Annotated in this window: 15 protein-coding genes; 10 read left to right on the top strand and 5 right to left on the bottom strand. The window is 67.8% G+C overall.

The genetic code is table 11. The annotated features are described in order from the left end of the window. Positions 1-49 precede the first annotated feature (49 nt). The 3 genes from CEK69_RS20995 to CEK69_RS04390 all read left to right on the top strand — a co-directional run bounded on the left by CEK69_RS20995 (position 50) and on the right by CEK69_RS04390 (position 2,053). A complete protein-coding gene (locus CEK69_RS20995) occupies positions 50-319 on the top strand; it encodes a hypothetical protein (protein ID WP_193313891.1) in 270 nt (89 codons plus the stop codon). A gap of 10 nt (positions 320-329) precedes the next feature. Continuing rightward, positions 330-1,313: a radical SAM protein gene (locus tag CEK69_RS04395; RefSeq protein WP_193313890.1), complete on the top strand. Its 984-nt coding sequence runs from the start codon at positions 330-332 to the stop codon at positions 1,311-1,313. A gap of 293 nt (positions 1,314-1,606) precedes the next feature. Further along, positions 1,607-2,053: a hypothetical protein gene (locus CEK69_RS04390; protein ID WP_152244065.1), complete on the top strand. Its 447-nt coding sequence runs from the start codon at positions 1,607-1,609 to the stop codon at positions 2,051-2,053. A gap of 118 nt (positions 2,054-2,171) precedes the next feature. Here the strand turns inward: CEK69_RS04390 and CEK69_RS04385 are convergent, their stop codons facing one another. Together CEK69_RS04385 and CEK69_RS04380 are read right to left on the bottom strand one after the other, a co-directional pair. Continuing rightward, positions 2,172-2,804, bottom strand: coding sequence for a YceI family protein (locus CEK69_RS04385; RefSeq protein WP_152244063.1), 633 nt, complete (start codon positions 2,802-2,804; stop codon positions 2,172-2,174). Positions 2,805-2,887: 83 nt separating this feature from the next. Continuing rightward, positions 2,888-3,478, bottom strand: a complete 591-nt coding sequence (locus CEK69_RS04380; protein ID WP_152237463.1) for a malonic semialdehyde reductase — start codon at positions 3,476-3,478, stop codon at positions 2,888-2,890. Positions 3,479-3,604: 126 nt separating this feature from the next. On the opposite strand from CEK69_RS04380, the gene CEK69_RS04375 reads away from it, so the two are divergent. Continuing rightward, positions 3,605-4,576: an ELM1/GtrOC1 family putative glycosyltransferase gene (locus tag CEK69_RS04375; RefSeq protein ID WP_152244061.1), complete on the top strand. Its 972-nt coding sequence runs from the start codon at positions 3,605-3,607 to the stop codon at positions 4,574-4,576. A gap of 73 nt (positions 4,577-4,649) precedes the next feature. Here the strand turns inward: CEK69_RS04375 and CEK69_RS04370 are convergent, their stop codons facing one another. Further along, on the bottom strand, positions 4,650-6,524 hold the full coding sequence (locus CEK69_RS04370) for a S53 family peptidase (RefSeq protein ID WP_193313889.1): 1,875 nt from the start codon (positions 6,522-6,524) through the stop codon (positions 4,650-4,652). A gap of 864 nt (positions 6,525-7,388) precedes the next feature. Between CEK69_RS04370 and CEK69_RS04365 the strand changes: the two genes are divergently transcribed. The 4 genes from CEK69_RS04365 to CEK69_RS04350 all read left to right on the top strand — a co-directional run bounded on the left by CEK69_RS04365 (position 7,389) and on the right by CEK69_RS04350 (position 12,272). Continuing rightward, positions 7,389-9,686, top strand: a complete 2,298-nt coding sequence (locus tag CEK69_RS04365) for a TonB-dependent receptor (protein WP_152244059.1) — start codon at positions 7,389-7,391, stop codon at positions 9,684-9,686. Between the two features lie 80 nt (positions 9,687-9,766). Further along, positions 9,767-10,837, top strand: coding sequence for a glycerophosphodiester phosphodiesterase (locus tag CEK69_RS04360; protein ID WP_152244057.1), 1,071 nt, complete (start codon positions 9,767-9,769; stop codon positions 10,835-10,837). A gap of 237 nt (positions 10,838-11,074) precedes the next feature. After that, a complete protein-coding gene (locus CEK69_RS04355) occupies positions 11,075-11,632 on the top strand; it encodes a queuosine precursor transporter (protein ID WP_017914641.1) in 558 nt (185 codons plus the stop codon). 112 nt (positions 11,633-11,744) lie between these two features. Beyond that, entirely contained in the window at positions 11,745-12,272 is a 528-nt protein-coding gene (locus CEK69_RS04350; RefSeq protein ID WP_152244055.1) for a hypothetical protein, read from the top strand. A gap of 232 nt (positions 12,273-12,504) precedes the next feature. Here CEK69_RS04350 and glnE read toward each other — a convergent pair whose 3' ends face one another. After that, the gene (gene glnE / locus CEK69_RS04345) at positions 12,505-15,345 is read right to left on the bottom strand and encodes a bifunctional [glutamate--ammonia ligase]-adenylyl-L-tyrosine phosphorylase/[glutamate--ammonia-ligase] adenylyltransferase (RefSeq protein WP_152244053.1); all 2,841 of its coding nucleotides are present in this window, start codon (positions 15,343-15,345) and stop codon (positions 12,505-12,507) included. Between the two features lie 655 nt (positions 15,346-16,000). On the opposite strand from glnE, the gene proP reads away from it, so the two are divergent. After that, positions 16,001-17,482, top strand: a complete 1,482-nt coding sequence (gene proP, locus CEK69_RS04340; protein WP_152244051.1) for a glycine betaine/L-proline transporter ProP — start codon at positions 16,001-16,003, stop codon at positions 17,480-17,482. 200 nt (positions 17,483-17,682) lie between these two features. Here the strand turns inward: proP and CEK69_RS04335 are convergent, their stop codons facing one another. Beyond that, a complete protein-coding gene (locus tag CEK69_RS04335) occupies positions 17,683-19,227 on the bottom strand; it encodes an MFS transporter (protein ID WP_152244049.1) in 1,545 nt (514 codons plus the stop codon). 164 nt (positions 19,228-19,391) lie between these two features. On the opposite strand from CEK69_RS04335, the gene CEK69_RS04330 reads away from it, so the two are divergent. Continuing rightward, positions 19,392-20,270, top strand: a complete 879-nt coding sequence (locus CEK69_RS04330) for a LysR substrate-binding domain-containing protein (protein WP_017907324.1) — start codon at positions 19,392-19,394, stop codon at positions 20,268-20,270. The last annotated feature ends 247 nt before the right edge of the window (positions 20,271-20,517 follow it).

Here is a 20,517-nt window from a genome sequence, read left to right as displayed (position 1 = left end):
TTTTACAAAGCCGCCTACCCATCGACGGATCTCGAGAGGCGGCTGGCACATGGACAATGCATTTCACGACATCGATCCCCGCGGCATCACGCTAAATCCAGACGGATCACTCAATTTCGCCAACCACCGACTGCGCGCTGCAGCGACTGCTTCGGCAAAATTGGGCTCCATTCGTCCTATGAGCGAAAATGCCGGAAATTGCACCAATTCCGGCACTTGCTCCTCCACGAACTACACCTGTAACAACACGGGCGATTGTTCCAAAGCGTCGAATGTTGGCTCTTGCAGAAACGGCGGCCAGCCCTCGCCGAACGGCTGAGGCAAACACAATGCTGAGCGAAGCCACTATCGCCGAAGCGCTTTCCCCGCGCATCCTTTCCCTCATCCTACTTCCCACCGAAAAATGCAACTTCCGCTGCACGTATTGCTATGAAGACTTTGCAATAGGACGCATGCAGCCGGATGTGGTCAGCGGCATCAAGGCGTTGATCACCAATCGCGCACCGCACTTGGATCGACTCAATATTTCCTGGTTTGGCGGGGAGCCACTGCTGGCGCGTGATGTTGTCCTGGACATTGGTCACCATGCAAACTCAGTATGTGCCCAGCACGAGGTAGCATTCAGCGCGGGCTTTACGACTAACGCCTACCTACTGGAACCACATCTACTTCAGCGATTTACTGAAATCCAGCACCGCGATTTCCAAATAACACTGGATGGCGATGCGGAGTGGCATGACAAGACACGGGTCACCGCCAACAAAGGCGCGACATTCGAGAAGATATGGTCGAATCTCATCGCCTATCGGTCACTCGCAGCGAATTTCGCGATCTCTCTGCGGCTCCATCTGCATCAGGACAACATCGAATCGGTACGACGCCTCTATGCCCGCCTGCATCGTGAATTGCTCGACGATTCACGGTTCTCGGTCTACTTTCACAAGGTTTCAAACCTGAGCGCGGGTGGCACAATCGGAGAAACGGTTTTGCCGCGGGACCGCTACTTGGAAGCGATTTCCTATATCACCGATCGCACCAACCGCTCGTCCAAAGAAGAACGTCCGATTTCTGAAGAGCACCTGGATGGCTATATCTGCTATGCAGCAAAACCAAATTCGCTAATGATTCGCGCCAACGGGAAGATCGGCAAATGCACGGTGGCACTCAACGATGACCGCAATAACTTGGGGCGTCTTCACGCTGACGGCACCATCGATATCGAAAACGACAAGCTGCGTCGGTGGATGAGCGGATTTTCCGACCTCTCCGAGCAAACGCTTGGCTGCCCCCTTTCCACCTTGGCAAGCACCTGAGAGGCATCTCAATGCCAATCCATATAGACCCAGACAAAATATCCCTAGGCAAAAATGCAGAAGTCCTGTTCGACGGATCAGAAGCATCTACAGCTTCTGCAGTCGAAACACTGGCAACCAAGCGCTTCGGCCCATTATCTACTAATGGAACCTGCAATGGCACAAATCCGGCATGCACCAATACGGTGGACTGCTCGTTAAGCAGCAACACCAATTGCAATAACAAAGGTTCCTGCGTTACCCCCACCCCAGGCCCAGGCCAGGGCTGACGTGCAACTACTAGGTGGATCGACATGACAACACATACGAACGATAGCCGCCGCAACTTCCTCTTCGGCACCGCGGCTACTGCAATTGCCGCGATGATTCCTGCAGCTGCTGCATCTGCGGTGACAACCGGTGCCAGCGCTCCACAAACATCGTCCCCCGTTGGCCGCACCCTCCCCGAGACGCAGACCTTCTCAGTGCAGGTCCTCGGCGATCTGCGCCAGCCATCGACCGACCTGCAATTGATCCCGGGTCAACTCTCCGAACCACTGGCGCTCAAGGGCAATAGCACCTATCGGGTGAAGATCAGTCCTACCGATATCACCACGCGCTTCGGACCGATCTACAGGCTCACCCTTGCCGATGCACAAGGCACCCCGCTGGAGGAGATGAACATTGGCAGCGACACTACTGCCACTTTCAGCCGTTACGGTGTGCAGGTCTATGCGCTGTCGATTGAGCAGGCGATGTAGAACCACCTGCAGGAACTGCACCCACGCCAGAAAACACAAACGCCCGCCGGAATGGCGGGCGTTTGTGTTGCGGCGAACGACGGCGCGCGAAGCGCCGCCGCCGCGACCACAGGCGGCCTTACTTGGCCGCTGCCTGCAGCGCTTCGGTGGTGATGCGGATCTTCACTTCGTCGCTGACGTTCGGCACGTAGGCGCCCAGGCCGAAGTCGCTGCGCTTGACCGTGGTGGTGGCGTCGAAGCCCAGCGCCGGCACCTTCTTCATCGGGTGCGGACCGGCACCGTTGAGGGTCACCGCCAGCACCACCGGCTTGGTCGTGCCCTTGATGGTCAGGTCGCCGGCGACGGTCAGCTTGTTGCCGCCGGCCGAGGTCACCTTGGTGCTCTTGAAGGTGGCGGTGGGGAACTTGGCGGCGTCGAAGAAGTCGGCGCTCTTCAGGTGCTCGTCGAACTTGGCGGTGAAGCTGTTGAGGCCGGACAGCGGCAGGGTCACGTTGACGCTGGACTTGCTCACGTCCTGGGCGTTGTAGACCAGGGTGCCGTCGACGTCGCCGAAGTGCGCGGACGGATTGGAGAAGCCGAAGTGGCTCCACTGCACCAGCACGTCGGTGTGGGCCGGGTCGAGCGTGTAGGTGCCGGAGACGCCCTTGGCGGCGGCAGCGGCCGGCGCGGCGAAGGCGCTGGTGGCCGGCTGGGCGACGACGACGGCCAGGGCCATGGCGAGCGGGAGCAGCAGTTTGCGGGTCTTGGTCATGGTGGAACTCCTTGGAGGGGTGATGGGACGAAACTGCGGCAGGCGCGGGCCTGCGGTGGGACACGAAAGCGGAACCCGCGCGCTCACTCGATGCGCGCGGCCTCGTCGAAACTCAGCCGCGGCAGGCGCGGGAACAGGCCGCTGGGATCGCCGTAGCCGAGGTTGACCAGGAAGTTGGATTTGATCGCAGTGCCCGCGAAGAACGCGGCATCGACCTTGGCGTTATCGAAGCCGGACATGGGACCGGCATCCAGGCCCAGCGCACGCGCGGCCAGGATCAGGTAGGCGCCCTGCAGCGAGCCGTTGCGGAACGCGCCTTCGCTGCGGCCTTCGCGCGGGCCGTCGAACCAGCTCTTGGCATCGGTGTGCGGGAACAGGTACGGCAGCTTCTCGTGGAAGTCCTCGTCGTGGGCGACGATCACCGTGACCGGCGCGGCCAGTGTCTTGGCCAGGTTGCCTTCGGACAGCGCCGGCTTGAGCTTTTCCTTGGCCTGCGGCGAGGTGACGAAGACGAAGCGCGCCGGGCTGCCGTTGGCCGCGGTCGGGCCCCACTTCACCAGGTCGTACAGGGCGCGCAGGGTGGCTTCGGCGACCGGCTTGTCCAGGAACGCGTTCTGGGTGCGTGCGGTGCGGAACAACTGGTCGAGGGCGGCGTCGTGCAAGGCGTCGGACATGGAGGAAGTTCCTTGATCGAGGGAAGCGCCAGGAGGCCGGTGGGGCCGTCCCGATGCGAGGCGGCCAGTGTAGAGTGGCACGATTGTCGCAACACCCGGCCGCGATGCAACGGATTACTACCAAACGTGAAACGATCGGACGCGACCTGGGCGATTAGCGATGGCCGCGCCGGCAACGCCCGCCAGGCCGAGGCGCTGGCTGCCGCGTTGGCGCTTCCGGCCGCGGCACCGATCCAGGCGCAGGTGTTGCAGCCGCACATGCCGTGGCGCTGGTTGGCGCCACGCTGGCTGCCCGGCGCGCGGCATGCATACGGCACGACGTTCGCGGAGGCGCTGCGGCACCCCCCGCCAGTGGCCGTGGGCTGCGGCCGCCAAGCGGCACTGGCGACGCGGCTGCTGCGCACGCGCGGCAGCCAGGTGGTGCAGATCCTGGATCCGCGGCTGGACCCGCGCCACTGGGACATCGTGGTGGTGCCGGAACACGATCGCCTGCGCGGCCCCAATGTGCTGACCCTGCTCGGCAGCCTGCATCCGATCGACGATGCCTGGCTGGCGGCCGGGCGCACGGCGTTTCCTGCGTTGGGCGCATTGCCCTCGCCGCGCATCGGTCTGTTGGTGGGCGGCCCTTCCGGGCTGGCGCCGTGGAGCGAAGCACAGGCACAGGCCGCCTTCGCCGACATCGCCGCACAGTTGCGCGCGCACGGCGGCAGCCTCCTCGCCAGCGCATCGCGGCGCACGCCGCCCGCGGTGGCCGCAGCCCTGCGCCGCACGTTCGCCGAAGTACCGGGCATAGTGTGGTGCGGCGCGGACGATGGCGCCAATCCCTATGCGGGCCTGCTCGGCTGGGCCGAGCGCCTCGCCTGCACGCCGGATTCGGTGAACCTGCTCTCGGAAGCCTGCGCCACGCGCGTGCCGGTGCAGGTGCTGATGCCGGAGACGGCGCGTGGCCGCGCCCTGGCGTTCCATCGCGCCCTGCAGGCGCGTGGACGCCTGCTTCCGGCGAACGATGCCGGCGACGCGTACGCCGGCATCGCACCGCTGCGCGAAACCGCGCGGGTGGCCGCGCTGATCCGCGACCGTCTGGCGGCGCTGGCCTGATCGGCCGCCGCGCCGGCGTCGCTGCCACGACGCCGGCACGGCAACCGGGCCCAACGCGTCACATCACGCTGTGTCAGGGGTTGCTCGGCGAGCGCGGCACGCCCGCCGGCGCCGCATCCAGCGCGCCGATCAGCAGCCGCACCACCGGCGTGCCCACGCCGACCGTGTAGTTGTACTTGCCCTTGATCGGCTGATTGTTGTCGACCACGCCGTTGTAGCCGGGGATGCCGCGATGCAGCGCCTCCGGCCCATTGGCGGCCAAGCGGTACAGGTAATCGTTGAGATTGCCCTGGCGGCCCTGCTTCTCCACCAGCAGCGCGACCGCGCTGGCGAATTCCGGCGCGGCGACGCTGGTGCCGATCACCGCCGAGATACCGCCCTTGAAGTAGGTGGCCACCGAGCTGTCGCCCTCACGGCACGGCTGCGTCGCAATCCCCGGGCAGCCGCCGACCAGCATGCCGATGTCCGGCAGCGCGCGCATGGACGTGCGCGTCCCGCCGAGTGCACGCAACTGGTAGGCCGGACGCTGGAACAGGGCGCTGACGCCGCCACCGGCGCCCCAGTAGCCGCCGGCCAGGTTCGCGCCGACGCCGTAGTAGTCGGCGGTCTCCAGCGGATCGCCGTAGGCGCTTTCGCTCTTGTAGCCGGATTCCAGGCTGCCCTTCTTGTACGCAGTGAGCAGGTTGCCGCCGCCGACCGCGGTCACGTGCGGGCTGGCTGCGGGGTGTTCGACGCCGGCGACGAAGCGGCCGTCCTTGTGGTCGACCGCGTACTGCGTATCCGCGCAGTCCAGGCCGGCGTTGTCGCCGCTGGAGGCGACGAAGGTGATGCCCTGCGCGTTGCCCTGCTTGAACACCGCATCGTAGGGACGCAGCAGCGAGGTGAAATCCTTGCCGCCGTTGTAGGCCGCGGTGTAGTACAGCTCGCAGACGCCGAACGAGGAACTGACCACGTCGGCCTGGTTGTCCTGCACGATCTGCCGGTAGCCGGCCAGCACCGAGGCGTCGCTCAGGTCCGGGATCACGTACAGCAGCACGTGCGCACCCGGCGCGCCGCCGAGCGCCATCTCCACGTCGAGCGCGGCCTCGCTCGCCGCGGCGTCGTTGCCGTCCTGCAGGCCCGGCGTGGCGCCGGCCACGTAGTGGCGCGCGTACAGGGTCGGGTCGGCGTGGTTGGCGGCGTAGCGGCTGAAGTTTTCGTGGTCGAACATCGCCTTGATGTCCGAATCCAGCACGTCGCTGCTGATCAGGATGGCGATGGTGCTGCCGGTGCCGTCGAGCCGGCGCTGCTGCCCGGCCGCGCCGGTGGTGGCCTGGTAGGACGGATAGCCGTAGGCCTGCTTGAGGTCGTTGTACCAATAGGTGGTGCCGCCGGCGCCGTAGCGGTTGGCGGGATTCTTGGTGGCTGCGCGCTGCCAGTTGACGTGCATCGGCGGCACACCGCGGGTCAGGCCGGTCACCGTCGCACCGCTGTCGCGCAGCGCAGCGGGCAGTTGCAGGGGAGCGGCGGCGGCGAGGTGGGCCTGACTGCCCTGCTGTACCTCGGCGGTCAGCGGCGCCGCGAACAAGCGCTCGACGTTGTTCGCGCTCGCACTGACATGCAGGGTGTTGCCCTGCTCGGTGACGTTCATGTGCGCGGCCTGCAGCGCGGCACGCACCTGCGCGACCTGCGCCGGTGCCGGCGCGAAGCGGCGCTGGAATTCGGCCGGCGTCAGCCAATGGTGATACTGCGGAGAGACCGGATCCTGGATGTCGGCCAGCAACGCGTCCAGGCCGGCCTGATCGCGCAACGGCAGGTGCACGTCGAAATTGACCGGCGCGGCGCGCAGCGTTGCGGTCATCGCCGCGATGGAGGCGTCGGGCACGGCATTGGCGGTGCCGAGCGCGCACAGCAGGGAAGCGGACAACACGGCAGCCAGCAAGGGCCGACGGCGGATGCGATCAAGCATGGGCGTCTCTCCGGGGGTAGAGCGGGTGGGACGAGGCCGTGGCGGCCTCGCGGTGGGAAATCGATGGCCCCTCTTCCCTCGGGAGAGAGGTTGGAGTGAGGGTGGGAAGCACGAAGTGCGCGCGTGGTTCGTTGCGACGAGGCTGCGCCCGTACCCTCATCCGCCCCTGCGGGGCACCTTCTCCGGGGGGAGAAGGGAGACGCTGAGCCCCTCTCCCATCGGGAGAGGGGTTGGGGTGAGGATACGGCGCGCGCAGCGCGTGCGTGGTGCGTTGCTGCGAGGCTGCGCCCGGACCCTCATCCGCCCCTGCGGGGCACCTTCTCCCGATGGGAGAAGGGAGACGCTGCGCCCCTCTCCCATCGGGAGAGGGGTTGGGGTGAGGGCGCGGCGCGCGCAGACCTGTCGAGGCGAGGAACCAACAGCGCACGCGAACGACGCTCCGAGCGACGCGAGGGCACTGTGCTTCCTGCTCATGTCTGCACGCATCGGCACGTCGTCGGGCTTGGGCGAGGCGTGATCATTGAGGAGGAGCGCACTACAAAACTTTGACGGACGACGCCGTTTTCGACTTTGGAAACAGCATGTTTCGCCGGGTTTCCGACACACACGCTTACATGTGTTCACCACTCGTCATGCATGGCAATCGGCGACACTCTGTATCGCATTGATGTCGACACGCGCGTGCCACGCCGCTTCTTCCGCGATGTCGCACGATGGCGCGCCTGCAGTCATCGCGCGCCCGGCGGCGGCGACACGAACGCCATGCAGCAGGACCGCTGCATGACAACCGCAACGCCGATGACGCCAACCTGCAACGTCGCTGTCGCATCGTGTGCGCACTTCCTTTACGAATCCCCCTTGCGCATGCCTCTCCATTCCTTGCTGAGCACGGCGATCCTTGCCGCCCTGTTGTCGCCCTTCGCCGCCACTGCCGCAGAACCCACCGCCGATGGCGCCGCGGCCGACGTGCAGCAACTCGATGCGGTGTCGGTGATCGGCCAGGGCGAGACCCGCCAGGTGCAGCGCATCACCGCGCAGGACGTGGCGGTGCTGCCGCCGGGCACCAGCATCCAGAAGCTGCTCAACCGCATTCCGGGCGTCAACGTGCAGTCCAACGACGCCTTCGGCGCCAACGAGGAATCGCAGACCATCAGCCTGCGCGGCTTCAACGGCGTGCGCCTGGGCTACACCCTCGACGGCCTGCCGCTGGGCGACAACGCCTACGGCAACTACAACGGCCTGAACATCAGCCGCGCGCTGATCGCCGAGAATTTCGGCGGCGTGGAACTGGCCTCGGGCATCGGCAGCCTGGGCACCGCCTCCACCAGCAACCTCGGCGGCACGGTGCAGTACTACTCCGATGATCCGTCCACCGAGGTCGGCGTGCGCCTGGCGCAGACCATCGGCTCGGACAGCAACCGCCGCACCTACCTGCGTCTGGATACCGGCGAGCACAACGGCTTCTCCGCGTACCTGTCCGGCATCTACGCCGACGCCGACATGTGGGCGCCGCCGGGCTCGCCGACCCACACCGCGCAGTTCAACGGCAAGGGCGTGTACCAGTTCGAAGGCGGCAAGATCACCGCCTTCGTCGACACCTCGCGCACCTCGCAGGCCGACTACGCCTACCTGTCCAAGAGCGGCCTGCACCGCGGCCTGGGCTGGGACTGGAACCTGTACGCGCCGGACTGGCAGCGCGCACTGGCCGCGGCCTATTGCGCGCCGGCCACGCGCAACCCCAGCCGTTGCGGCTACAGCGGCGGCGTGGACAACATCGACGACGCCTATTACCAGAGCCGCGCGCTGCGCAACGACGACCTGTACTACCTGGCCGGCGACTTCCAGCCGTCCGATGCGGTGAGCGTGCACACCCAGGTCTACCACCACGAGAACGAAGGCCAGGGCCACTGGTGGTCGCCGGGCCAGCCGTCCTACCCGGGCACGCCGCAGGCGCTGCCGATCTCGATCCGCAGCACCAACTACACCATCAACCGCACCGGCGGCATCGCTTCGCTGGGCTGGGACATCGGCCCGCACCACCTGGAAGCGGGCGTGTGGTACGAGCGCAACAAGCACCACGTGGAGCGCAACTTCTACTGGATCGACGGCCCGATCGACGACGACATCTTCCTGAGCAACCCGAACCGCCGGCTGTTCTCGCAGGACTACGTCATCACCACCAAGCAGGCCTACGTGCAGGGCACCTTCAAGCTGCTCGACGAGCGCCTGACCCTGGACATCGGCGCCAAGAGCCCGCACACCACCATGACCGCGCGCGAGACGCCGGGGATCGCGGTGGAGTCGCCGGTGGCCAACGGCGAGCTGAAGGCCAGCAAGGCGCTGCTGCCGCAGGCCGGCCTGAGCTACCGCCTGGCCGAGGGCCAGGAAGTGTTCGCCTCCTACGCCGAGAACATCGCCGCGTTCCAGGGCGGCGGCGCCGGCGGCCCGCTGCTGGTGACCCAGGCCTCGTTCGACGCCAGCGTCGGCGCGTTGCAGCCGGAGAAGTCCAAGACCTTCGAAGCCGGCTACCGCCTGGTGCGCGACCAGTTCGAGGCTTCGCTGGTCGGCTACGACGTCACCTTCGACAACCGCCTGCTTTCGCTCAACCCGTGCCCGAGCATCCAGCAGGGCACCAGCCCGGCGTGCACCACGCGCTTCTTCAACGTCGGCTCGGTGAGCAGCCGCGGCGGCGAGCTGACCTTCATCTGGAAGCCGACCGCGCACCTGCAGTGGTACAACTCGGCCTCGATCAACCGCTCCACCTACGACGACAACTACGTGCAGAACGGCGCGGTCATCCCCACCGCCGGCAAGTCCACCGTGGACACGCCCAAGCGCATGTTCGCCAGCGAACTCAGCTGGACCTGGAACGGCTGGAACGCCAACCTGCGCGGCAAGTACACCGGCCAGCGCTACTACACCTACACCAACGACCAGGGCTTCGGCGGCTACACCTCCTTCGATGCCGGCGCCGGCTACGATTTCGGGGCGGTGTCGTTCCTGCGGGACCTGAAGCTGTCGTTGAACGTCACCAACCTCACCGACAAGCGCTACGCCTCCAACCTCACCTCCTTCAGCAACAGCGATCCGAACGGCCGCTCGCTGGCCTTCCACGCCAGCGCGCCGCGGCAGGCGTTCCTGACCCTGGACGCGCGCTTCTGAGCGCGTCCATCCTGTCCGCCCGCCCCCGAACCGGAACGCATGCGATGATCCGATCCACCTCCTGGTTGTTGGGATGCGCGATGGCCGTGTTGGCAACCACCGCGGCGGCCGCACCGGCCGCCGCCCCGGGCGAGCACAAGCCGCTGGTGATCGGCCACCGCGGCGCCAGCGCGCTGCGCCCCGAGCACACCCTGGCGTCCTACGCCAAGGCCATCGCCGACGGCGCCGATTTCATCGAGCCGGACCTGGTCTCGACCAAGGACGGCGTGCTGGTGGCGCGCCACGAGAACGAGATCGGCGGCACCACCGACGTGGCCGCGCATCCGGAGTTCGCCGCGCGCAAGACCGTCAAGCAGATCGACGGGCAGCGCGTGGAAGGCTGGTTCACCGAAGACTTCACCCTGGCCGAGCTGAAGACCCTGCGTGCGCGCGAGCGCCTGCCGCAACTGCGCGGCACCGCCTTCGACGGGCAGTTCCAGGTGCCGACCATGGACGAGATCATCGACTTCACCGCGGCCGAGTCGGCCACGCGCGGGCGGCCGATCGGGCTGATTCCCGAGATCAAGCACGGCACCTATTTCCATGGGCTCGGCCTGGCGATGGAAGACAAGCTGGTCGCCACCCTCGATGCGCATGCCTACACGCGCAAGGCGCCGGTGGTGATCCAGTCGTTCGAGATCGGCAACCTGGAATACCTGCACGGCAAGTTGGGCAGCACCCATCCGAACGTGCGCCTGGTGCAGTTGCTGGGCGACCCCAAGGACCGCCCGGGCGACCAGTTGCGCAATGGCCCGACCTACGCGCAGATGGGCAGTGCACAGGGCCTGCGCGCAATCGCCAAGTACGCGCAGCTGGTCAGCCCCAACCTGCGCGCGATCGTGCCGGTGAGCGCCGACGGCGCCCTGGCCGCGCCCACGTCGTTCGTGGCCGATGCGCATGCGGCCGGCCTGCAGGTGATTCCGTACACGTTCCGTCCCGAGAACTACTTCCTGCCCAAGCAACTGCAAGACGCGCGCGGTCCGGCCGCGGTGAACGCCGCCGGCAGCATGACCGAAATGCGCGCGCTGATCGATGCCGGCATCGATGGCTTCTTCACCGACGACCCGGCGGTGGGCCGCGCGGCGGTGGATGGGACGGCGCTGCCGCGATGAAGCCGAGAATGGGGAATGGGGAATGGGGAATCGCAACAGCGGTTCCCAGCGCAGAGTTCCATTTGTAGGAGCGGGTTCAGCCGCGATGGAGCCGGGATTGGGGAATAGGAAATGGGGAATCGCAAAAGCGGTTCCCAGCGCGGGGTTCCATTTGTAGGAGCGTGTCCGCACACGGGCATTGGTCATTGGGTGTCCGGGCCGCGATAATGCGCGCCCGCCGCCCCTGCCCCGATCGCCGTGCCATCCGTTGCCGCTCCCTCGCCCACTTTCGCCGCGCTGACCCCGCGCGCGCTGCTGCTGTCCGTGCTGGCGATGGGCGCGGTGGTGTTGCTGTCGAACGTGCTGGTGCAGTTCCCGATCAACGACTGGTTGACCTGGGGCGCCTTCAGCTATCCGCTGGCGTTCCTGGTCAGCAACCTGATCAACCGCCGCTTCGGCCCGCGCGCGGCGCGGCGGGTGGCCTGGTGCGGGTTCGCACTGGCGGTGCTGCTGTCGATCTGGATCGCCACCCCGCGCATCGCCGCGGCCTCGTGCCTGGCCTTCATCGCCGCGCAGTTGCTGGACATCACCGTGTTCGACCGGCTGCGCCGCGGCCGCTGGTGGCGCGCGCCGATCGTCGCCACCACCTGCAGCGCGACGCTGGACACCACGATCTTCTGGTCGATCGCCTTCGCCGGCTCGGCGCTGCCGTGGCTGAGCTGGGCCGCCGGCGACCTGGCAGTGAAGCTGGGCATCGGCGTGTGCCTGCTGGCGCCGTTCCGCGCGCTGCTGTGGCGGATGGCGCCGACGCGCTGACGGCTGCGCCGCGCTTTGCGCAAGCGCGGCTTCACAAGCGGCCACGGCAGACGTTGAACAGGCCATCGGCGGCGCACGTCCCGTGCGCCGCGCCTGCGACGAGACCACGCCCATGCCGCACGACGTCACCCCCGCCCTCGCGCTGAGCGCGCTCAACGCCACCCTGGCGCAACTGCAGCCTGCCGGTATGGCGCTGCCCACGCTGACCACGCCCGCCGTGTCCTGCCCGGAATGGTCCTGCAACACCTTCGCCCCGCTGATGCTGGAGATGGTGCTGCTGCATCGCGACCGGCCCTTGCGCACCAGGCTGTACCTGGCGGACGCGGCGTTGCCGACCTTCGGCGACGGCGACTTCGTCAACATCGTGCTGCTGGGCGATCCGTCGCAGTTGATCCACAACGTCAACATCCTGGTGGCCGGCGAGCGGGTTTACCTCTTCCAGGCCTACCTTGAGCAGGTCGTGGACGTGGTGCGGGTGTTCGAGTCAGTGACCTTCCATGCGCTGTGGCACGACCTGTGCGCCGGCCGCGCCGGCCTGTGGAAGCGCGCCTACCAGGGGCTGTTCGGGGTGGATCCCGACCAGGTGGTGGACACTGATCCCGACGCGGCCTGGTTCCAGACTCAGTACGTCAGCGCGTAGCAATCGCGCCACCGCGGCGCGGAACGGCATGCCGGCGCCGATCGCCGCGACCAAGGCGGCGTGTTTGCGGATGTAGCGCGGCAGCGTGCACAGGCTCCCCGGAGATTGCAGACAGCGCAGGCGACCCGTTTTCTGCCGCGATTCGGCAAGACGCACGTTGCTGGAAACGCGTGTCGCCGCCGCCATCGCACGTGCACGCCTGCGCCTGCCTGGCGTCAGGATGGCAGGCGCACTAGCGAGTCGCGTCGCCGTCAGCACGGCCATCGACGAACACCAGCTCCAGCGCGACCGCGGCAGCGCGAATCGCCGCACGCGCCGCGGCGATCTCGACCGTGGGCGCGGTCAGGCGCGGACGCCGGTCCAGCGTGCAGGCCAGGCCGGCCTCCACCAGCGTGGCATGCGCGGCATGCAGGCTGGCAGCGATGGAAGGCGACAGCCAGCCGCTGTGCGCCAGCGCATCGAGCAGCGCCGGGGTGTCGCGCGGCGCCAGCAGCGCCGGCTGCTGCGCGGCGCCGAGCAGCACGCCGGCCTGCACCAGGAATTCCAGGTCGACCAGGCCGCCGGCGCCCTGCTTGAGGTCGAAGCGCGCGGCATCGCTGCGGTCGAGTTCGGCACGCATGCGCGCACGCATCTTGCGCACTTCCTCGCGCAGCGCTGCAGGCTCGCGCGGGCGCGCCAGGGTCTGCGCGCGCACCTGCTCGAACTGCTGCAGCAGCGGCGCATCGCCGGCCACGCCGCGCGCGCGCACCAGCGCCTGGTGTTCCCAGGTCCAGGCGCGCTCGCGCTGGTACTCGCGGTAGCTGGCCAGCGACGACACCAGCGCGCCCTTGCCGCCGTCCGGGCGCAGGCGCACGTCGATGTCGTACAGGCGGCCGCCACCGGTGACCGCGCCGAGCAACGCGATCACCTTCTGCGCCAGCCGCGCGAACCAGCGCCCGCTCTCCAGCGGCCGCGGTCCGGACGACGCTTCGACGCCCGGCGGATGGTCGTACAGGAACACCAGGTCCAGGTCCGAGCCGATGCCCAGTTCCACGCCGCCGAGGCTGCCGTAGCCGACGATGGCGAAACTGCCGCCAGGCACCTCGCCGTGCGCGGCGACCAGATCGGCACGCGCCAGGCGCAGCACGGTCACCACCACCGCCTCGGCCAGCTGCGCCAGTTGGCGGGCGCTGTCGAGCGCGGGCTGGCGTCGATCCAGCGTGGCCAGGGCGATGCGGAAACTCAGCGCCTGGCGCGCTTCGTTGAGGCCGCGCAGGGCCGCTTCCGGATCGTCGCCGGCGGTGGCGACCGCGACATCGCACAGCCGCTGCATCGCCGCCTGGTCCGGCATCGGGCCATCGACGCGGCTGTCGAGCAGTTCGTCCAGCAGCAGCGGATGCGCGGCCAGCCGTTCGGACAGGAAGGCGCTGCGCGCCAGCACGTCGACCAGCCGCGCCAGCGCGCTGGGTTGTTCGTCGAGCAGGGCCAGGTAGCTGGCCCGGCGCAGGATCGCCTGCAGCAGGCCGAGCACGCGGTGCAGGGCGGCATCGGCCTGCGCCGAGCGCGCCGCGGCATGCAGCAGCGCCGGCAGCACCCGGTCCAGGCGCGCGCGTGCGGCATCGGAGAGCGTGCGCACGCCCAGCGACTGCACGAAGCCGCGCAAGGCCTGGTCGGCGCCGTCAGGGTCTGCGAAACCAGCCTCGCGCAGCACCTGCACCTGGCCACCGTCGGGCAGGCCGCGCCAGTAGTCGGCCAGCGCATCCGGCGCCAGCACGCGCTCGCGCGGCGCCAGCAGTTCGGCGAACTCGGCGGCGACGCGGTCGCGCTGGAGTTGCAGCGCTGCGTGCAGCGCGGCCCAGTCGGCATGGCCAAGGCCGAAGGCGATGCGCGCGCGGTCCAGCGGATCCTCCGGCAGCGCGTGGGTCTGCGCATCGCGCAGCATCTGCAGGCGGTTCTCCACCTGGCGCAGGACGCGATACGCCTGTGCGAGCGCTGCGCCGTCCTCGGCGGCGACCTGGCCGGCGGCGACCAGCGCGTGCAGCGCCGGCAACAGGCGGCGTTCGCGCAGTGCGGGTTCGCGGCCGCCGCGGATCAACTGCAGCGACTGCACCAGGAACTCGATCTCGCGGATGCCGCCGGCGCCGCGCTTGATGTCGTCCAGCCGGTCGTGGCGCGCGACTTCGGCGGTGATCGCCGCCTTCATCTCGCGCAGGCCGTCCAGCGCGGTGTAGTCGAGATAGCGCCGGTACACGAACGGGCGCAGCGCCTGCAGCCATTCCTCGCCGGCGGCGATGTCGCCGGCCACCGCGCGCGCCTTCAGCCAGGCGTAGCGCTCCCAGTCGCGGCCTTCGCGCTGGAAATACTGGTCCATGCCGGCGAACGACAGCGCCACCCGGCCGGCCGTGCCGAACGGGCGCAGGCGCAGATCCACGCGGTGCGCGAAGCCGTCGGCGGTGGTCTCGTCGAGCAGCCGCGCCAGGCGCTGGCCAAGCCGCGCGAAGTATTCCTCGGCGGCCAGCGCACGCGCGCCGTCGGACTCGCCGCCCTGCGGATAGGCGTAGACCAGATCCACGTCGGAGGAGAAATTCAGTTCGCCACCGCCAAGCTTGCCCAGGCCGAACACCACCAGCCGCTGCACGCTGCCATCGGCGGCACGCACCACGCCATGACGCGCGGCGAACTCGCCTTCCAGCGCCTGCAGCGCCAGCGCCAGGCAGTCCTCGGCCAAGCGCGTGCTGCCGGCCAGGGTCGCATCGACATCGTCCAGGCCCAGCACGTCGCGCCACACCAGGCGCGCCGAGGCGGCCGCGCGGTAGCGGCGCAACTGCGCCGGCCATGCGGCGGGCTGCGCCGGATCCAGTTGCGGCAGCGGCAACGGCGGCGGATCCGGCTGCGCCAGGTGCGCGAGCAGCGACGGCTGCCGGCACAGCGTGTCGAGCAGGAAATCGCTGGCCAGCAGCGCGCGCGCCAGCGCGTCCTCGAAACCGGGATGAGACGGCCACGGCTGCGCAGCCACGGCCTGGCGCAAGCGCGCCAGGCTGCGTTCGAGCGTGGGTTGCAGGACGTCGGGAACGGCGAAGGGAGCAGAAGCCATCGGCCGATGATGGCATCCCGCGGCGACCGCGGACAGGACCGCGGCGTCGAGGCAATCAAACGCGCGCCGTCGGACACGGCGAGCGCAAGGGAAGCGTCGTGATTGCAGCATCGGCCCCAGCCAGGGCGGAGCTGTCTGCGCTGCATACGAGGAACTTCATTCCGATGTGTCCGACGCTTGCTGGATCTCCCACCACCGCGCGTCGCGGCTGAAGCCGCTCCCACAGGTGAAGCACCCACATTCTCGGCAACCCCACTGTGCAGCAATGCACTGTGGGAGGGACTTCAGTCCCGACCCGACGGCGCATCCGGCGCCGCAAGGCCGTTCCACCGTCGCACGTTACGACGGAGGCCGTTCCCGCACGTATCAAAAATCCACGCAGAACGCAGCTTTTCAGCACTTTTCGCGACGTTTCGCAGACCTTGCCGCCAGCCCCGCCACGACGATGGTGTATCATGTCCATCTCGACGGAGCCCTGTGCGCCCTGCGCCGCCCGCTCCGTTCTTCGATCCTGCAGCGCCGTGGTGTTGACGCGGCCGTCCGGGATCGCCCCCGCAGACCAGTGCGGCGCCGTTGCGCCCTGTCGTTCCGTCTTGCTTGCCTGGCGCGTGCGGGCCGGGGGTCATCACCTCACCGTTCCAGGACAGGAGAAGACATGTCGGAGTTCCACGCCCATTTCGGATGGTTCAAGCGCCGCCGCCAACTGCAGGTGGAAGAAGTCACCGTCGTCGACAAACCCATGCTCAAGCGGGCGGTCGGCGCGGCGGCGCTGGGCAACGCGATGGAATGGTTCGACTTCGGCGTGTACGGCTACCTGGCCGTGACCCTGGGCCACGTGTTCTTTCCCAGCACCAACCCGACCGCGCAGTTGATCGCCACGTTCGCGACCTTCACCGTCGCGTTCCTGGTGCGCCCGCTGGGCGGGCTGGTGTTCGGCCCGCTGGGCGACCGCTACGGCCGGCAGAAGGTGTTGGCCGCGACCATGATCCTGATGGCGCTGGGCACGTTCTCGATCGGCCTGATCCCCTCCTACGCGCGCATCGGCATCTGGGCGCCGATCCTGTTGCTGGTGGCGCGGCTGGTGCAGGGCTTTTCCACCGGCGGCGAATACGGCGGCGCGGCGACCTTCATCGCCGAGTACTCCACCGATCGCAACCGCGGCTTCATGAGCAGCTGGCTGGAGTTCGGCACGTTGGGCGGCTACATCGCCGGCGCCGCCACGGTGACCGCGCTGCATTTCGCGCTCAGCGATGCGCAGATGCTGGACTGGGGCTGGCGCGTGCCGTTCCTGATCGCCGGCCCGCTGGGCCTGCTCGGCCTGTACATGCGCATGAAGCTGGAGGAAACCCCGGCGTTCCAGGCCTATGCCGAAGAGGCGGAAAAGCGCGAGCACGATGCGCCGGGCCTGGGTGCGCTGTTCCGCGTGCACTGGCCGCAGTTGCTCAAGTGCGTGGGCCTGGTGCTGGTGTTCAACGTCACCGACTACATGCTGCTGACCTACATGCCCAGCTACCTCAGCGTCACCATGGGGTATGCCGAGAGCAAGGGCCTTCTGCTGATCATCATCGTGATGCTGGTGATGATGCCGCTCAACGTGCTCGGCGGGTTGTTCAGCGATCGCCTGGGCCGCAAGCCGATGGTGATCGGCGCCTGCATCGCGCTGCTGGTGCTGGCGGTGCCGTGCCTGCGGCTGGTCGGCACCGGCAACGACTGGCTGATCTTCCTCGGCCTGATGCTGCTGGGCGTGGCGCTGGTGTGCTTCACCAGCTCAATGCCGTCGACCTTGCCGGCGCTGTTCTACACCCCGGTGCGCTACAGCGCGCTGTCGATCGCCTTCAACGTGTCGGTGTCGCTGTTCGGCGGCACCACGCCGCTGGTCACCGCGTGGCTGGTGGAGCGCACCGGCGATCCGCTGGTGCCGGCGTACTACCTGATGGGCGCGGCGGTGGTGGGCATCGCGACCATGGCCTTCGTGCGCGAAACCGCCGGCCTGCCGCTGCGCGGCTCGCCGCCTGCGGTGGCGAGCGAAGCCGAAGCGCATGCGCTGCTGCGCAGCGACGAGCCGCTGACTGTGGATCCGACCCGGCCGGAACTGCCGCCGTCGCCGGAACCGCCGTCGCAGGCCATGCCGACCTGACGCACACGCAACCGGCGCCGCGTACCCCGCATCGACGACGGTTCGCGGCAGTCGAGGCGCAGCGGCGCTGCCGGCGGCGCATGTGCACGCGCCGCCGCGGACAATCCACGTCCCCGCGCCCGAGCTTCGGGCGCAGCGCACGACGCGGCGCTTCCGTCATGGGCAACCGGCCGAGCGCCTTCGCCTCGGTCGCGCGTCCATCAGGCGACCTCTTTCGACACGGCAGACCGATGTTCGGCGCCACGCCTGCCGAACACGATCACGCTGCAGAGCGCGAGGATCCAGACACTGATGCCGCCATACAACATCACCCATTGCATGCCTTGGATCATGGCTGCCGCCGCGACGTCGGGCGGAACCGTCGGCGTGGAGAGGCCCTGCCCCGCCGCGTGTGCGGTTCCGCCGGAAAGCCGCTCAGCCAGCCCCCGCAGCAACGTGGCGTCGACCGTCGGCAGCGTCCGGCGGAGAAAGGACAACACGCCCTCCACCAGGATGAATCCCATGACCGCAATATTGATCGCAAGGCTGATCAGGCGCGCACTGGTGTCCATGCCGGAGGCCATGCCGGTACGCGCGACGCAGACCGACGCGGTGATGGTATTGGTCACCGGGGTGTTGACGATCCCCAACCCGGTACCGGCCAGCAGGCACCCGGGGAGCATCGTCAACCAACTGGCCCGCACCGTGCCGCTGCCCCACGCCATCAGCAAGAAGCCGGCTCCGATCGCAAACAGGCCGGCAGGAATCACGGTATGCGCGCGGTAGCGCAGCGCCAACCGCTCGCCCAACGGCGGCAGCACCAGGGTCGGCAAGGTGTAAGCCAGCAGCGAAAGTCCGGTGGCCACGTTGCCGTAGCCCAGCCCATGCTGGAACAGCAGCGGCAGATAGATCATGAGCGGCCAGAAGCTGAAGTTCATGCCCATCGAGCCCAACAGGGCGCCGGAAAAGTCGCGGATGCGGAACACCGAGAAGTCGAACATGGGCGCGTCGGCGCGGCGCTCCGCCACAACGAACGCGACGCAGCTGCCGCTGGCGATGATCAGACTCGCCAGCGACGAAACGCTGCCAAAGCCGGCTACCGGCCCTTGCGTGATGAACCACGCCAAGGCGAGCACCGCGACCGACAGCGAGACGATCCCGGCGACGTCCAAACGGCGCCGCTGCGGATCGCGCGACTCATCGACACCGACAAGCGCCAGTCCCAGAGCGATCGCGGAAATGGGAACGTGCACAAGGAAAACCCATTCCCAACTCCACAACGCGACGATGCCGGCACCGATGATCGGGCCGAAACCCAGGCCGATGCCGAAGACGATCCCCCAGATCCCAAACGCCTTGGCACGGGCCGTCGCGTCTGCGAATTGCTGCGAGAGCACGGCGAACTGGCACACCAGCATGGCGCCCCCGGCCATCCCCTGAAGGAAGCGGCCAGCGATCAGCAGCGCCGTGCTCCCTGCCAGGCCGCATACCAAGGAGGTCACGCCGAACAGGAACACGCAGATCAGGAAGATCCGCTTGCGCCCGTAGCGGTCGGCCAGCGTGCCCGTCGCCATCAGCACGGTGGTGCAGGCGATGGTGTAGGCATTCATGATCCACTGCAGATCGCGGAAGCTGCAGTGCAGCGCCGCTTCGAGGAGGGGAAGGATCACCGGCACGCTGGAGATCTCCAGACCGAACATCAGCGAAGCCAGGCAGGCGGCCGCCAGCGTGAGGGTGTTCCTGCGCGCGGAAGGAAGGTGCGTCATGGGCTTTTCCTAGAGGGACATCCGCCCGCGGCGCCGAGCGGACCGACCGGTGCACGGCGGGTCGATTCGGGCTTGGGAGCGGCTGACTTCCAGTCTGGGAGCACACAATGGATGATGGAAATGATTTAATTTTCTTGAATTAATTAAAAAATGGACTGAATCGCATGGACTACGATCCGGATCTGTTACGCACCTTCGTTGCGGTGAACGAGACTGGCGGCTTCACGCGCGCAGGCGAACGGCTGCACCTCACCCAGTCGGCCATCAGCCATCACATTCGCAAACTGGAAGCGCAGGCCGGCACGGCACTGCTGAATCGCACAACCCGCCGGGTGAGCCTGACCGAAGACGGCGAAGACTTTCTTCGCCATGCGACGCAGGTGCTGCAGGCGCATGACGCGCTCGCACGGCGCTTCCGGCGTTCTCCGGTGTCCGGCACGGTGCGTTTCGGTGCCCCCGAAAGCTACGTCGGCGATCGCCTTCCGCCGATGCTGGCGCGGTTCGCACGGATGTTTCCGGCGGTGCGGCTGGACGTGACGGTGGATACCTATGCCGCGCTGCACGAGCAGATCGTTGCGGGTTCCCTCGACCTGGCGGTGACACTCGCACTGGAGGACGACCCGACAACGCCCCTGCTGCGCCGGACCCGCTTCGTGTGGGCGGCCGCGCCAGCGTTCGCGCCGGCCGCGAATGTGCCAGTCCCGCTCGCTTTTGCGCCCAAGCCCTGCCTGCACCGGCAGGTGGGAACCGCTGCACTGGAGCGCGCCGATCTCGCCTGGCGAGTGGCATTCACCTCGCCAAGTCAGCAGGGACTGCGTGCCGCCGTGAAGGCTGGCCTGGCCATCACCGCCCTGCCCCAGGAAGATCTGGAAGCGGGAATGGTCGCCGTGGACGAGCGCTTTGGATTGCCGCCGTTGCCGCACGCCAGCTTCCGGCTGCTGTGGAGCGAGGCCAACCGAACGCCGGCAGCGGAGGCGCTAGCGCAACAACTATCGCAATCACCCGAGGCACTTTCCGGCAGCGACGCGATGCCCGCCGACTGAAATAAAAAAGCCCGCTTGCAGCGAACTGCCAGCGGGCTTTGCTCCCTCCCCCACGTCGGGATGCAGGGCGATCTTGGGCGCTTTTTTTGGACATTGCACGCTGCACTGCAAAACGATACCGGGCAGTACATTCTGCGTGGGCGGAAATGGGGAGACGGGAATGGGGAATAGATAAAGCGGGGGATACGCGCGTTGCATGCTTTCGCATGCCGGCGTGGCGCGGCGCACAGCGCATCCACCCGCAGCC

The sequence above is a fragment of the Xanthomonas sp. LMG 12462 genome, from assembly GCF_009192885.1.
GTDB classification, from domain to species: Bacteria; Pseudomonadota; Gammaproteobacteria; order Xanthomonadales; family Xanthomonadaceae; genus Xanthomonas_A; species Xanthomonas_A sontii.
This window is presented reverse-complemented; position numbering and strand designations above follow the sequence as displayed.

Bases quoted from the DNA above. Each gene is read 5' to 3' on its own strand.
- CEK69_RS04360 (WP_152244057.1), top strand. From the start codon at position 9,767: ATGGCCGTGTTGGCAACCACCGCGGCGGCCGCACCGGCCGCCGCCCCG.
- CEK69_RS04385 (WP_152244063.1), bottom strand. From the start codon at position 2,804: ATGACCAAGACCCGCAAACTGCTGCTCCCGCTCGCCATGGCCCTGGCC.
- CEK69_RS04330 (WP_017907324.1), top strand. From the start codon at position 19,392: ATGGACTACGATCCGGATCTGTTACGCACCTTCGTTGCGGTGAACGAG.
- CEK69_RS20995 (WP_193313891.1), top strand. From the start codon at position 50: ATGGACAATGCATTTCACGACATCGATCCCCGCGGCATCACGCTAAAT.
- CEK69_RS04380 (WP_152237463.1), bottom strand. From the start codon at position 3,478: ATGTCCGACGCCTTGCACGACGCCGCCCTCGACCAGTTGTTCCGCACC.
- CEK69_RS04390 (WP_152244065.1), top strand. From the start codon at position 1,607: ATGACAACACATACGAACGATAGCCGCCGCAACTTCCTCTTCGGCACC.
- CEK69_RS04395 (WP_193313890.1), top strand. From the start codon at position 330: ATGCTGAGCGAAGCCACTATCGCCGAAGCGCTTTCCCCGCGCATCCTT.
- CEK69_RS04335 (WP_152244049.1), bottom strand. From the start codon at position 19,227: ATGACGCACCTTCCTTCCGCGCGCAGGAACACCCTCACGCTGGCGGCC.
- CEK69_RS04370 (WP_193313889.1), bottom strand. From the start codon at position 6,524: ATGCTTGATCGCATCCGCCGTCGGCCCTTGCTGGCTGCCGTGTTGTCC.
- proP (WP_152244051.1), top strand. From the start codon at position 16,001: ATGTCGGAGTTCCACGCCCATTTCGGATGGTTCAAGCGCCGCCGCCAA.
- CEK69_RS04365 (WP_152244059.1), top strand. From the start codon at position 7,389: ATGCCTCTCCATTCCTTGCTGAGCACGGCGATCCTTGCCGCCCTGTTG.
- CEK69_RS04350 (WP_152244055.1), top strand. From the start codon at position 11,745: ATGCCGCACGACGTCACCCCCGCCCTCGCGCTGAGCGCGCTCAACGCC.
- glnE (WP_152244053.1), bottom strand. From the start codon at position 15,345: ATGGCTTCTGCTCCCTTCGCCGTTCCCGACGTCCTGCAACCCACGCTC.